The following is a 12833-nucleotide window of genomic DNA, read 5'->3' on the forward strand; positions in this document are numbered from 1 at the left end:
CCCGATGCCAGAAGGAATTCAGACGAACATCGGCGCGATCTCCGCGTACGCCAAGCAGCTGCCGTTCTACGAGCAGGAGGCGGACAAGTTCGGGGCCAAGATCGACGCCGCCGACGTGACGGACGAAGCGTGGGGGCTCGTCGGCCTCTTCGCCAAGCAGGGCTACACCGACCGCCTCGCCGAACTGCGCTCGCTGCTGACCGACCTCAAGGACGGCGTGGACGGGTTCACCACCAAGCTCACCAAGGCCGCGCAGATGTACCAGGGCATGGAAGACGCCGGCAAGGTCGCCTTCGGCCGGTACGAGGCGGAAATCGACGCGATCGGGCAGGGCGAATGACCGAGCCGAAGAAGAGCATCGCCGACGCGCTGAACGTCGAGGCCTACGACGAGAGCATGAGCGCGAACCTCGACCGCGCGGCCGGGTACGTGCCGGTCGCCGGCACCGCCTACAAGGCGGGCAAGAAGATCGGGGAGCACGCGCGGCAGGCCGCCGAGGCGGACGGGCCCGGCGAGCTGGCGTCGGCGGGTGCCGCCTTGGTCGGCGACGGCGCGGCGTTCGTCGGTGCGGCCGCCGGCGACATGGTCACCTTCGCCATGGACCCGATCGGCTGGCTGGTCAGCCACGGCCTCAACATGCTGCTCGAACTGGTCCAGCCGCTGCAGGACGCGCTGCACCAGGTCACCGGCGACGGCCCGGCCATCGGCCACGCCTCGGAGAACTTCGTGACGATCGCGCAGGGGTTCGTCGCGCTCGCCGAGGACTTCGAGCGCACCGGTGACACCGCGCTGGCCGAGTGGGTCGACGACGCCGGCAACGCGGCGAAGGAAGCGCTCGGCGACTTCTCCTCGGGGATCCGCGGCATCGGCTCGGCCGCCGGGTCGGTGGCCGAGGTGCTGCAGATGTGGTCGATGGTCATGGTGGTCATCGAAGAGGTGATCAAGGGGATCATCACCGAGCTGGTGTCCTGGCTGATCACCCTGTGGCTGCCCGCGCTGGCGGCGTCGGTGATCAGCTTCGGCGGCTCGGTCGCGGCCGCGATGACCGCGTCGATCGCCAAGGCGGCCAGCGTGCTGCAGAAGGTGACGCGCTACCTCGGCAAGTTCGGCAAGCTGCTCGACAAGTTCATGGAGTTCCTGGTCCGGTACTCGGGGAAGCTCGAGGTGTTCACCCGCAAGCTGCGCGTCGGCGTGATGCCGGGCGAGACGAAGTTCGGCTTCGGTGCGGCCGCGCAGGGCTGGCAGCCCAGCAACCGGGCGCTCACCACGATGTTCGGCACTTCGGCCGGCGTCAAGCCGTTCCTCGCCGGCGCGGGGGTGAAGGCCGGCATCGGGGCGGGCAAGGGTGCTTTCGCCGAGGGCAAGGAAGCCGTCACGCCGGAGGGGGACGAGCCGTGGTTCGACAAGAGCGAGATCGGCGGCGACCGGAGCCCGGAGGAGACGCGCAAGGACCTCGACATTTGAGCGAGCACGTCGAGCGCTGGTCGCAGGAGGCCCAGGTCCGGCCCGGGTTCCGGGAGCGCGTCGAAGCGCTGGTGCGGGAGCGGTGGCGCGAGCCGGTCATCGTGCTGCGCCTCGGTGACCTGGACGTGGGCTTCGCCGTCCCCGGCCGCCGCCCGGACGGGACGGTCGAGGGCACCCAGGCGGGCCGGCAGTTCTTCCGCAACGTCCTGCGCGGGATCGGCACGGCGGTGTTCTCCGTCTTCGCGCTGGCGAACGGGGGCGCCCCCGGACGGCCGGGCCGGCGCGAAGTCCGGGTGACGGGACCGGAGAACGCGCTGGTGCTCGACCTGGCCGACCGGCTCCGCGGGCTGTCGGGGCCGTGGCTGGCGTGCTCGCCGTCGTGCGTGGCGGTGGTGGACACCGGCACGACCTTCACCGATCCGGCCGACGCACCGCCGCCGCGGATCGTCTGGGAGGCGCGCAAGCCCGAGGCTCCGGAGATCGGCTTCCGCAAGCGCACGCTGACCTGGCCGGACGGTTCGGAATTCCGGTTCCCGCTGCACGGCAGGCCCGAGGAGCAGCACCTGCGGAAGTTCGTCGAGTTCGGCGACGTCGTGCACTGGGAGGGCCGCTAGTCTTTGCAGGCCAGGCGGGCCCAGACGACCTTGCCGTCGTCGTGGTGGCTCACGCCCCAGGCCACGGCGAGTTCGTCGACCAGCAGCAGGCCCCGGCCGCCGGAGTGGCCGGGCACCCGCAGCCGCGGTTCGCCGGTGCCGGTGTCGGCGACGGCCACGGTGACCACGCACGGGTCGTGCGCCACGTGGATCCGCAGCTGGCGGGCGCCGGTGGCGTGGACGTAGGCGTTTTCGAGCAGTTCCCCGACCACGATCACGGCGTCGACCCGGTCGTCGTCGCTCAGCGAAGCCAGCCGGGCTTCGGCCCACCGGCGCGCCGAAGCCAGCCCCGCGGGACCCGCTCCGGCGACGTCCAGCACCTGCCAGCCGGGCTCCGGTGCCGCACCCCAGTTCACTTGCACCAGGTGAGTCCTCCTTTACAGAGGGGCTACCCGGTACAGCGCCGGTTACTCACCGGTTTCGCTACGCAGCCCGATCCGCCAGAGGAACGCGGCGCGCAGGGCCTCGATGAGGGCTTCGTCGTCGCCTTCGCTGGGCCGCTCGCCCATCGGCAGCCAGAGCCCGCCGTCGGGCACACCGGCGCTGACGCGCGTCAGTGTGACACCCGGATAGGTGAGCGTCTCCCGCCCACCGGCATCGTCGGGGACGACGACGTCCCGGGACTCCGCCCGGACGAGCACCTGCCGCTGGTCGTTCATGTCGCGCGTCTTCCCGGAACCGAAAGCGTGGCCGGGGTCCAGGATAAACAGGGAACGCGCCGGGCACCTTCGGGCGAACAGCGGATTCTCGTTCACCTCAGTTCAAGAAACCCCTGCACGCCAACATCTCCGCTGCCGGGCACGGCGCGCTCCGAGGGGGAGGAGAGCGCGCCGTGTCCTCGGGGGAAACGGTACGCCGCGGCTGACCCGGTGGCGGGGGAACCACTCGTACGCCGGAGCAGCACACGGTGACGCGCGGGTTTTTGTCGGTGTGCGCCGATACGCTGGATCCGGGGGGCGCCCCCGCGGGAGTGGCGGGCTTCGGCGATCTGCTTGGTGAGCGGATTTGTTGCGGGAGAAGGCTTTCCGGCGGGAGAAGTTCGGAATGTGCTGCCGCGGGCCGAACTTCGGGGTGCTGAGCGGCTCACTGTCCGGTTGCTCTGCGCGAACCCACCCCTGGGCGTTTTGCCCGGTACCTATCTTTTGTCCCTTCCGACGAAAGTCGCTACCGCCCCACCACCCACCAGACCACCCTCGACGAACCGGATCACCCGGTCCGGCGCGGCCACCCCTCGCGCCGGATTCCTCCGCGACCCGCGAAAGTGAGTTACCGGCATGCGCAGAACGTCCCCGGGACACCACCTCCTCGCCCGCTCCGCCACCACCCTCGTGGCCGCCGCCGCGGCCATCGGGTTCTCCTGCAGCCCCGCCACCGCCACCACCATCGACGGCTACTCCGCCACCGTGCAGCAGGAAGCCGTCGCTTCACTCGCCGCCGATGCCGGGATCAGCGAGTCCGCCGCCGTTGCGCTGCTGCGTGCCCAGGCCGCCGGTGCCGACACCGTGCAGCGGGTCACCGCCTCCCTCGGGGCGCGTGCTGCCGACGGTTTCCTCGATGCCGCCGCCAAGCCCGTCGTCAACGTGCTCGACCCGGCCGCCGTCGCGCAGGTCGAGCGAGCCGGTGCGCAGGCTCGGCTGGTCAAGCACTCCAGTGCCGCGCTGGCCGGTGCGCAGGACGCCCTGCAAGCCCTGCCCGCGGTGGCGCACACGTCGATCGGCCTCGACCCGAAGGCCAACCAGGTCGTGCTGACCGTCGCCGACGCCGCCAAGGGCACCGACGCGCTGCTGAAGGCGGCCGCGGCCCTCGGGGACCGGGTGCGCGTCGAACGGGTCGCGGGGGAGATGCACACCGCGATCTACAACGGCGAAGCCATCACCGGCGGCGGCACCCGCTGCTCCGCCGGCTTCAACACCAACCGCGGCGGCCAGAACTACCTCATCGACGCCGGGCACTGCACGCGCGCGGTGTCGCAGTGGAACGTCGGCCCGTCGCAGGGCGCCAGCTTCCCGACCAACGACTACGGCCTGATCCGCAACACCACCGGCAGCGCACCCGGCGCGGTCACCCTGTGGAACGGCTCCACCCAGCGGATCAGCTCCGCCGGCACCGCGACCGTGGGGCAGCGGATCAGCAAGAGCGGCAGCACCACGCACCTCACCTCGGGGTCGGTGCAGCGGACCAACGTGACCGTGAACTACGCCGAAGGCTCGGTCTACCAGCTGATCCAGACCGACGCGCTGGTCAACCCGGGCGACTCCGGCGGCTGCCTGTTCGCCGGCAGCGTCGGCCTCGGCATCACGTCCGGCAAGGGCGGCGGGAGCTCGTACTTCCAGCCGGTCGGCGAGGCGCTGAGCGCCTACGGCGTCACCCTGAACTGAACCGGGCCGGCCGGGGCGCCCGCCCCGGCCGGTCGCGTCAGTCGCGGCGGTGGAAGATGAGGCGGTAGCCGGCCAGGATGATCAGCGCGCCCAGGATGGCCAGGCCCCAGGTGCGCAGGTCGAAGAACGTGCCGAGCTGGGTGTGGAACAGCGTCTTGCCGATCCAGCCGCCGACGAACGCGCCCGCGATCCCCAGCAGGATGGTGATGATGCAGCCGCCGGGGTCCTTGCCCGGCATGAGGGCTTTCGCGATCACCCCGGCGATGAGACCCAGCACGATCCAGGCGATGATGCCCACGGGGTTGTCCTCTCGTCCGCTACCTCTTGACGGCACAGGATGGCAGGCACCGGCCCCCGGAGCGCGTCGAGCCACGCCGACGTGATCCGGATCTCACCAGGACGAACGACGGCCCGCCCGGAACGTTCCCGGGCGGGCCTTTTCGCACGATCCGGCCGGCTCAGCCGCCGCCGTAGGTGGCCTGGGTGACCGCGAAGACGTTGCGGTTGCCCGCACCCTCCTGCAGCGACCACAACAGGTCGGCGGCCGTGTCGTCCTCCCAGTACGAGATGCTCTCGCCGCTGCCGACCCAGGCGAAGGTCTGCGCGGCGGCCGACGGCTTCCAGTAGTAGAGCTGCTTCGAGCCCGAGGAGTTGAACCACCAGCGGCCGTTGTGCGACGCCACGCCGTTGAGCTTGTACCAGGGCAGCTGCAGTGCCTGGCTCGCCGTGGTCGTGGCGGCGAAGGTGCCGGAGGCGGCGAACGGGTAGCGGATCGCCCGCGGCGCGCGGTTCGGGTAGTCGGTGCAGCCGGACGAGCAGGTGTACTCGGTCATCACGATCGACTTGCTGACCCGGTCGAGGGAGATCGACGACCACGCGAGGTTCGTCCCCGACGTCGTCTTCGAGCTGATCGTGCCGACCTGCGGCAGGACGTAGGCGTAGTTGTGGGCGTAGTAGGTGCTGCCGCTCTGGTGACCGATCTGGTCGGCGGTGCCGCCGCTGTTCGTCTTGAGGATCTTGCGCATGTCGAACACGCGCATGCCCTTCCCGGTGTCGGCGACGTAGAGGTAGTCGCCGTACCAGGACATGCCGCCCGCGTGAATCGGGATGTCCTTGAAGTCCGGGGCGTCCGCGGTCCCGGTCGGCTCGACCAGCAGGATCTTGCGGTAGGCGTTGGGGTAGTCGGCGTCCCAGTCGACCAGGGTGATCCGGCTGCGCTGCTGGCCGCCGTCGCAGCCGTCCTTGGTGTACCAGCTGACCGCGACGAGCTGGTGGCCGTCGTAGTTGCCGCCGCCCGCCGTCCCCACGGCGTCGCGGCTGGTGGTGATGCCCTGCGGGTAGCTGGCGCAGTCGGAGTTGTCGCCGCTGTCGAACCGGAACCCGGTCGAGAGCCCGGCAACGGAGAACGACGACGGCAGCGCGGTGCGGTCGTGGTTCGCGTTGTCCATCACGGTGTGGACGGGCGCGGTGCCGAGCGTCGACACCAGCGCGCTGTTCACCGCGTCGAACTGGGAGTAGCCGGCGGTCAGGGTGTACTGGTCGGCGGGCAGGGTCGTCGGCGCGGCCGCGGCGGCGGACGCCGGTGCGGCGACCAGGCCGGCGAGCACGCCGGCGGCCAGCGCGGCTTGGGCTAGTCGGTGCAATGACATGCGGGCCATCTTCGGCCCCGGCCGTACAAGAGCCGTACAACCACAGTCACCGCGTCGCCCGGCGGTCGAGCACCTTCAGCGCCTGCTCGCACCACCGCAGGTTCTCCCGCTCGAACGACAGGCCCCGCATCAGCGTCAGGTACGGGCCGACCCGCTCGGCTTCGGCGAGGTAGTCGTCTTCGAACCGGCCGTCCAGCAGGCGGGCGCGAAGCTTTTCGTAGCCGGCGATCTTGGTTTCGGCCCGGGCCATCCGCTCGGCCAGCGCGCGCCGGACCGCAGCCTCGTCGCCCGCGTCCACGGCCTGCACCTGCACCAGGAGCTCGTCGCGGATCACGCCGGGGCGGGGCGGCTGCGCGGTGAACCCGTGCAGCGCCCGGTGCCCGGCTTCGGTCAGCGAGAACAGCCGCTTGTCCGGACGCCGCTCCTGGTGGACCACCCGCGCCCGCACCAGGCCGTCGGCCGCCATGCGGTCGAGTTCCCGGTACAGCTGCTGCGGCGTGGCCGCCCAGAAGTTCGCCACCGAGGCGTCGAACCCCTTCGCCAGGTCGTAGCCCGACGCCTCGCCTTCGAGCAGCGCCGCCATCAGCGCGTGTCGCAGCGCCATGCTCAACTAGTTGAGTGCTTCGCGCTGGATCCGGTCGAACTGCGCCGCCATCGCCTCCGCGAGGGCGTGCGCCGCCGACAGCGGCCGGACCATCACCGTGAACTCGTCGATCAGGCCGTCCTCGTCGAGGTGGAGGAAGTCGCAGCCCTCGACCCGCACGTCCCCGATCCGGGCCTCGAAGACCAGCGCGTGGTCCCGGCCTTCGCCGCCGCTGAGCTCGCGGACGTACCGGAAGTCCTCGAACACGCGCAGCACGCCGCGCAGGATCGCGGCGGTGATGGCCTTGCCGGGGTAGGGCTTGAACGCGACCGGGCTGCGGAAGACGACGTTCTCCGCCAGCGTCGCGGCCATGGCGTCGGGATCGCGCGCCTCGACGGCCTTGCGGAAGCTGCTCATGCCCCACCTCGCGTACTCAATTAGTTGACTACCTCCGCGCAGCGTACCTCCTCGCCGGCCCGGCCCGCGACGGCGCCCGGGGCGTCACGTCCGGGCGAGCCATCGGGCGAGCGTGGTCTCCGACAGCCGCGCGCCCGGTCCCGGCAGGAGGTCCTCCGGCCCCGGCACCGCCCCGAAGTACGGCGCCCGCGGGTCGGTCACCACCGGCCGCGGGTCGGAGCGCGCGGTCAGCACGGTGCGCACCCACTCGTCGAGCCCGAAGACCTCCGGGCCGGCGACCTCGGTGACACCCCCGCTCGGCTCGCCGGTGACGGCCCGTCCCACGGCCGCCGACACCTCGGCGGCCGCCATCGGCTGCACGCCCGCGCCCGGCAGGCGCACGACGCCGCCGGTGGCCGAGCCGTCCGCGATCCCGGTGGCGAACTCGAAGAACTGCGTCGCGCGCACGATCGAGTACGGCAGGCCCGACCCGGCGATCAGCTCCTCCTGCGCGAGCTTCGCGCGGAAGTAGCCGACGCCCGGCTGCCGGTCCGTGCCGACCACCGACAGCGCGACGTAGTGGTCGGCGCCGGCCTCCTTCGCCGCGTCGACGAGGTGGCCGGTCGAGGTGCGGAAGAAGGCCATGACGTCGTCGTCGGCGAACGACGGCGAGTTCGAGACGTCCACCACGACGTCGGCGCCCTGCAGCACCTCCTTCAGCCCCTCGCCGGTGACGGTGTCCACGCCGGTGCTCGGCGCCGCGGGCACCGCCTCGTGCCCGTGCTCCGCCAGCCAGGTGACCATGTTCCGGCCGATCAGGCCGGTCCCGCCGATGACGACGACCTTCATGGGGCATTCCCTCCGCTCGGCGCCGCCCGGCGGTCCCGGAGCGGCTGCGCACCCCGGGGACGAGATGACCGACCGAAGCGTGACAGCGGCGGAGGGGTATAACGCCCTACACGGCGGCGCCGTGGCGCGCGTACTGGGCGCGCAAGGCCTTCTTGTCCGGCTTGCCCAGCCCGGTCATCGGCAGCGACTCCGCCACGATCACCTGCTTGGGCACGTGCACCGGCCCCTTGCGCTCGCGCACCGCGGCCTGGATCTCCGCCGTGAGCTGCTCGAGGGCGATGTCCGCGTCGCGGCGCAGGACCACGACCGCCGTGACCGCTTCACCCCACTTGTCGTCCGGGGTGCCGATCACGCCGACCTGGGCTACCGCGGAGTGCTCGGCCACCACGTCCTCCACCTCGCGGGGGAAGACGTTGAAGCCGCCGGTGACGATCATGTCCTTGACCCGGTCGACGATGAACCAGAAGCCGTCCTCGTCTTCGCGGGCGACGTCGCCGGTGTGCAGCCAGCCGTCGCGGAACGTCTCGGCGGTGATCTCCGGCAGGTTCCAGTAGCCGCCGGCGAGCAGTGGCCCGGCCACGCAGATCTCGCCCGGCTCGCCGGGGGCCACGGGATTGCCGTCGGCGTCGAGCAGCGCCGTGCGCAGGAACGCCGAGGGGCGGCCGCAAGAGGCCAGCCGGGCGTCGTCGTGGTCGCCCTTGGCGAGGTAGCTGATCGCCATCGGCGCCTCGGACTGGCCGTAGTACTGCGCGAAGATCGGGCCGAACCGGTCGATCGCCTCGCGCAGCCGGACCGGGTTGATCGACGCGGCCCCGTAGTACACCGTCTGCAGCGAAGACAGGTCGCGGGTGCGCGAGTCGGGGTGGTCCATCAGCGCGTAGAGCATGGTGGGCACCAGCATGGTCGCGGTGATCCGCTGCTCTTCGATGATCCGCAGGGTGTCGGCGGGGTCGAACTTCGGCACCACCACCAGCGAGCCGCCCTTGATCAGCGTCGGGGCGAAGAAGGCGGCGCCGGCGTGCGACAGCGGGGTGCAGATCAGGAACTTCGGCGCCTCGGGCCACTCCCACTCGGCCAGCTGGATCTGCGTCATCGTGGTCATCGCCTGCGCGGTGCCCATGACGCCCTTGGGCTTGCCGGTGGTCCCGCCGGTGTAGGTGATCGAGACGACCTGGTCCGGCGGCAGCACGGCGGGCCGCAGCGGCCCGGGCTCGAACGTCGCGGCGGCCGCGGTCAGGTCCGTGCCGACCCCGGCCAGCGGCTCCGGCACCGGGCCGATGGTGAGCACCTGGGTCAGGCCCGGGACCTTGTCCAGGAGGCCGAGCGCGCGGTCGACGAAGGCGGGCACGGGATCGATGATCAGCGTGGTGATGCCGGCGTCGGCGAGGATGTAGGCGTGGTCGTCGAGCGAGCCGAGCGGGTGCAGCGCGGTGCGCCGCGAACCCTGGAGCTGGCCGGCGGCGATGATGAGCAGCACTTCCGGCCGGTTCAGCGACAGCAGCGCGACCGGTGCGCCCGTGCCGGCCCCGAGCGCCTCGAACGCCTGCGCGTACTGGCTGACCTGCTCGGCGGTCCGGCCCCCGGTCATCGTGGTCTCGCCGAGCACCATCACCGGCTTGTCCCGGTGGCGCTTCAGGGCGGAGACGACCAGGTGGCCGAGGTGGTTCGGATACCGCATCGCCTGCTCGTCCATCCCGGTCCCTTCCACGGCGCCAGACTAGAACACGTTACTGTTCTCGACAAGATACGGCGATCGGGCCGGGTTTGTCAGCTTGGCGATCCGGTGGAACAGGTTTCAGTGAGTCCGGGGGACGCGCCGGGCCGCGCGTCCCCCGGAGCGATCTCAGCCGGGCAGGCGCCCGGTGTAGCCGCGGTTGACGGCGACCGCCGACACGCTCACGTACCCGTCGAACAGGGCCTTCGTGTCACTGCCCTCCTCGAACTGCGGTGCGGGTGTCACCGGGTTGTAGGACAGCTGGTACGTCCCGTCGCCCGCCGGCACGTACGTCACCCAGCCCTGCGCCACCCGGCCGACCGACGTCCAGCGCATCGGCGACGGCCCCGAACCCGGCGTGACGTCCGGCTGGTTCACGTTGACCAGCACCATGTCCCGGACGAGGGTCCAGATCCGGGGCGAGGCGAGCAGCCGGACCACGACGTCGGCGGCGGCCGTGTAGGTCTCCGTCGAAGGCGGGGGTGCCACGCGGGTGCCGGCGCTGACCGCCACCGTGGGCACGCCACGCTCGACCGCCGCGGTGGCCGCGCCGACCGTGCCGGACAAGTTGACCGAGACGTCGGTGTTCGGGCCCGCGTTGACGCCGGAAACCACCAGGTCCGGGCCGGTGGTCCAGCCGAGCCGCTGCGGCAGGACGCCGGTCAGGGCGAGCTCGACCACGTCCGCCGGGGTGATCGACGGGCTGCCGGGGCCGCACGGGGTGCTGCCCTGGCAGGCGCCGAGCACCAGCCCGTGCCCGGGCGCGGCCGCGCAGTCGCCCGCGAACTCGGCGGGCACTGCCAGGGGCGGCGCCACCGATGCTGCGGGAGATCCGGCCGTGGACCGGCTTTTCGCGCCCTGCGACGCCCACGGGCCGACGATCGCCACGTCGGCGCCGGCCTGGCACAGGGCTCGCCGGAGCACGTAGATGCCCCGGCCGTCCGATCCGTCGGGCTTCGCCGCCTGCACCGAATCGTCGTTGACCAGCAGAACCTTCTTGCCCCCCAGCGAAACCGGTTGATCGGGCCGCGGGCTGGCTTGGGCGGGCACGGCCAGCGACAGCGCCACCGCCGCCGCGACCGCGACGCGCAAAGCCTGGTACCGCATCGCCACCTCCTCATTCGTTCGGAATCGGAGGGCCAGGTTAGCGGGAACGGTGGTCGCGGCGTGGTCTTTTCCGTGGTTTCCACGGTGGTGCGCCCGCGGGTGCACCGACGTGACACTCCTTTGTGGACGGTCGGGGCAGGCTGTGCTCTCGCCACGGCCTCGTCGCGGTCGGCCGGCAGCGGGCGCCCGCGCCCCGGCCCGGTCCGCCACCGCGGTGAACCGGGGCGCAGGTGGCGTGCTCGGGCCGGCCGTGGATCGGGGAAGCCGTCGTGGCTGCGCCGCACGGGTTGGATCGCATTTGCATAGGTGGTGGGCCGGAGTGCGGAGTGGCCCGGACTGCCTGCGCGGGACTGCGAAAAGGCCGGGCGGGCGACGGCGCGGGAGCGGTTCCCGGCTCGCCATCGTCCACATCGGACACTGCGCGGCAGGCGGTCCGGCCACCGGCTTTGTCTTCTACCCGCCGGTAAAGGTGCGGGCGACGACCCGCCCGCGGGGCGGCGGGAATCCACTCGGGAACACCCAGGGATGTGACAAGTCAACCGTCCGGTGCTCGCCGTCGGGGGATTCGGAAAGTGCTTTCGGCGCCGCAACCTTGCGCAGGTGTCACTCGTTGCGCGACTATCTCGGGACGTTCTGCACGTGCATGCGCACGGCGAGGGGGTGTGGTGACCGAAGTGGCGCCGGCGGTGGCCGGGACGACGGACGTCCCGAGCGACGCGGCCTTGATCACGGCGGTTCGTGGTGGTGACATCGCGGCCTACGGGGAGCTCTACGACCGGCACCTGGTCGCCGCCCGCCGGGTGGCGGCCGCGATCGCGGCCGACCCGGCCGAGCGCGAGGACCTGATCGCCGAGGGGTTCACCCGCGTCCTGCGGATTCTGCGCAACGGCGAGGGCCCGGACGAGGATTTCCGGCCGTACCTGCTGACGACCATCCGGAACACGATGATCAGCTGGCGCCGTCGCGACGCGGCCGTCTCGCTGGTGGCCGAGGTACCGGACGTCACGCCGGGCGCGGGCAGCGACGAGCCGGTCGGCAACCGGCTGCACGCCACCGTCGCCGCAGACGCCTTCGCGAGCCTGCCCGAGCGGTGGCGGACGGTGCTGTGGCGGACCGAGATCGACGGTGACTCGCCCGCGCGGATCGCCGAGGACCTCGGGCTGACGCCGAACGGCGTGGCCGCCCTGGCCTACCGCGCCCGCGAGGGGCTGCGCCAGGCCTACCTCGACCAGCACGTCCCCGAGGCCCGCCGTCGCACCTGCCGGACCATCTCCGCCCAGCTGGCCCGGTTCGTGCGCGACGGCATCTCCGACCACAAGGCCCACCGGGTCGCCGCCCACCTCGAACGCTGCCCGGACTGCCGGGAGCTGGCCGACGGGCTCCGCCAGCTCAACCAGGAGCTGCCCGCCACCGTCGCCCCGCTCATCCTGGGCATCCCGATCGTCTCGCAGTGGCTGTCCACCAGCGGCTCGCTCGCCGGCACCGGTGCCGCCGCCACGGCCACCGGCACGGGCGCGTCCGCCCTGTCGTGGGCCACCGCGGCGAAGGTGGCCGTGGCCGGCGCGGCGCTGGTCACGACGGTGACGATCGGCGCGAGCAGCTCCGGCGACACCCCACCACCACCGCTGTCCGGCGACGGCTCGACGACCCAGCCGGTGGCGACCGGGCCGCAGCCGGGCACCCGGGCCGGCCTCCCGCCCGGCGGCGTGCCCACCTCGGACGCCGCGGGAACCTCGGACCCCGGCGGAACCGAAGTGGCGCCGACGGGCGTGCAGCCGGCGGGCGAGTCGTCGGGCGCGGTGGCCTCCGGGGATCCGGCGGTCCCGGGGGCCGGAACCGGTTCCGGGAACGGGAACAACGGGAACGGCAACGGGAACAACGGGAACAACGGGAACGGGCTCGGGAACGACCCGGCCGCCAAGGAGTCCAAGAAGGCGGCGAAGGAGTCGTCCAAGGCCGCGAAATCGTCGGCGAAAGAGTCGAAGAAGGCCGAAAAGACGCAGACCCCCGGCGAGTGACCCGGCGCCGCGCGGCGCCGGG

The 12833-nt window shown here is 72.1% G+C and carries 14 protein-coding genes; 5 read left to right on the forward strand and 9 right to left on the reverse strand.

Annotated elements, in window-relative coordinates:
- The first annotated feature begins 4 nt into the window (after positions 1-4).
- The 3 genes from HUT10_RS45030 to HUT10_RS45040 are packed head-to-tail and all read left to right on the forward strand — an operon-like array spanning position 5 to position 2078.
- A complete protein-coding gene (locus tag HUT10_RS45030; protein WP_176176801.1) occupies positions 5-340 on the forward strand; it encodes a hypothetical protein in 336 nt (111 codons plus the stop codon).
- Positions 337-1464 carry a hypothetical protein gene (locus HUT10_RS45035; protein ID WP_176176802.1) on the forward strand — a complete coding sequence of 376 codons (1128 nt, stop codon included), beginning with the start codon at positions 337-339 and terminating at the stop codon, positions 1462-1464. Before HUT10_RS45030 ends, HUT10_RS45035 begins: the two co-directional genes overlap by 4 nt.
- Complete coding sequence (locus tag HUT10_RS45040; RefSeq protein ID WP_176176803.1) at positions 1461-2078, forward strand: hypothetical protein; 618 nt, start codon at positions 1461-1463, stop codon at positions 2076-2078. The genes HUT10_RS45035 and HUT10_RS45040 overlap by 4 nt, the downstream gene beginning before the upstream one ends.
- On the opposite strand, the gene HUT10_RS45045 is transcribed toward HUT10_RS45040, so the two are convergent.
- Together HUT10_RS45045 and HUT10_RS45050 are read right to left on the reverse strand one after the other, a co-directional pair.
- Entirely contained in the window at positions 2075-2479 is a 405-nt protein-coding gene (locus HUT10_RS45045) for an ATP-binding protein (RefSeq protein WP_176176804.1), read from the reverse strand. The genes HUT10_RS45040 and HUT10_RS45045 overlap by 4 nt on opposite strands.
- 45 nt (positions 2480-2524) lie before the next feature.
- Positions 2525-2776, reverse strand: a complete 252-nt coding sequence (locus HUT10_RS45050; protein ID WP_254897306.1) for a hypothetical protein — start codon at positions 2774-2776, stop codon at positions 2525-2527.
- 615 nt (positions 2777-3391) lie between these two features.
- On the opposite strand from HUT10_RS45050, the gene HUT10_RS45055 reads away from it, so the two are divergent.
- Positions 3392-4495, forward strand: coding sequence for a S1 family peptidase (locus HUT10_RS45055; protein ID WP_176176805.1), 1104 nt, complete (start codon positions 3392-3394; stop codon positions 4493-4495).
- A 37-nt stretch (positions 4496-4532) separates the two neighbouring features.
- Here HUT10_RS45055 and HUT10_RS45060 read toward each other — a convergent pair whose 3' ends face one another.
- From HUT10_RS45060 to surE, 7 genes are all read right to left on the reverse strand, one after another.
- Positions 4533-4793 carry a GlsB/YeaQ/YmgE family stress response membrane protein gene (locus HUT10_RS45060; protein ID WP_176176806.1) on the reverse strand — a complete coding sequence of 87 codons (261 nt, stop codon included), beginning with the start codon at positions 4791-4793 and terminating at the stop codon, positions 4533-4535.
- Between the two features lie 160 nt (positions 4794-4953).
- Entirely contained in the window at positions 4954-6144 is a 1191-nt protein-coding gene (locus HUT10_RS45065) for a hypothetical protein (protein ID WP_176176807.1), read from the reverse strand.
- A gap of 46 nt (positions 6145-6190) precedes the next feature.
- Entirely contained in the window at positions 6191-6748 is a 558-nt protein-coding gene (locus HUT10_RS45070) for a PadR family transcriptional regulator (RefSeq protein ID WP_176176808.1), read from the reverse strand.
- A 6-nt stretch (positions 6749-6754) separates the two neighbouring features.
- Entirely contained in the window at positions 6755-7144 is a 390-nt protein-coding gene (locus HUT10_RS45075) for a nuclear transport factor 2 family protein (protein ID WP_176176809.1), read from the reverse strand.
- Positions 7145-7228: 84 nt separating this feature from the next.
- On the reverse strand, positions 7229-7972 hold the full coding sequence (locus HUT10_RS45080) for an SDR family oxidoreductase (RefSeq protein WP_176176810.1): 744 nt from the start codon (positions 7970-7972) through the stop codon (positions 7229-7231).
- 106 nt (positions 7973-8078) lie between these two features.
- A complete protein-coding gene (fadD8, locus tag HUT10_RS45085) occupies positions 8079-9680 on the reverse strand; it encodes a fatty-acid--CoA ligase FadD8 (protein ID WP_254897307.1) in 1602 nt (533 codons plus the stop codon).
- Positions 9681-9815: 135 nt separating this feature from the next.
- Positions 9816-10793, reverse strand: coding sequence for a 5'/3'-nucleotidase SurE (gene surE / locus HUT10_RS45090; RefSeq protein WP_176176811.1), 978 nt, complete (start codon positions 10791-10793; stop codon positions 9816-9818).
- 665 nt (positions 10794-11458) lie between these two features.
- Here surE and HUT10_RS45095 point away from each other — a divergent pair.
- Entirely contained in the window at positions 11459-12811 is a 1353-nt protein-coding gene (locus HUT10_RS45095; protein WP_254897308.1) for a sigma-70 family RNA polymerase sigma factor, read from the forward strand.
- Positions 12812-12833: the final 22 nt, after the last annotated feature.

It is taken from the genome of Amycolatopsis sp. Hca4, assembly GCF_013364075.1.
Classification (GTDB): Bacteria; Actinomycetota; Actinomycetes; order Mycobacteriales; family Pseudonocardiaceae; genus Amycolatopsis.

Excerpts from the sequence above, each read along its gene's own strand:
- HUT10_RS45030 (WP_176176801.1), top strand. The coding sequence starts at position 5 with ATGCCAGAAGGAATTCAGACGAACATCGGCGCGATCTCCGCGTACGCC.
- HUT10_RS45035 (WP_176176802.1), top strand. The coding sequence starts at position 337 with ATGACCGAGCCGAAGAAGAGCATCGCCGACGCGCTGAACGTCGAGGCC.
- HUT10_RS45050 (WP_254897306.1), bottom strand. The coding sequence starts at position 2,776 with ATGAACGACCAGCGGCAGGTGCTCGTCCGGGCGGAGTCCCGGGACGTC.
- HUT10_RS45055 (WP_176176805.1), top strand. The coding sequence starts at position 3,392 with ATGCGCAGAACGTCCCCGGGACACCACCTCCTCGCCCGCTCCGCCACC.
- HUT10_RS45065 (WP_176176807.1), bottom strand. The coding sequence starts at position 6,144 with ATGTCATTGCACCGACTAGCCCAAGCCGCGCTGGCCGCCGGCGTGCTC.
- HUT10_RS45070 (WP_176176808.1), bottom strand. The coding sequence starts at position 6,748 with ATGGCGCTGCGACACGCGCTGATGGCGGCGCTGCTCGAAGGCGAGGCG.
- HUT10_RS45075 (WP_176176809.1), bottom strand. The coding sequence starts at position 7,144 with ATGAGCAGCTTCCGCAAGGCCGTCGAGGCGCGCGATCCCGACGCCATG.
- HUT10_RS45080 (WP_176176810.1), bottom strand. The coding sequence starts at position 7,972 with ATGAAGGTCGTCGTCATCGGCGGGACCGGCCTGATCGGCCGGAACATG.
- surE (WP_176176811.1), bottom strand. The coding sequence starts at position 10,793 with ATGCGGTACCAGGCTTTGCGCGTCGCGGTCGCGGCGGCGGTGGCGCTG.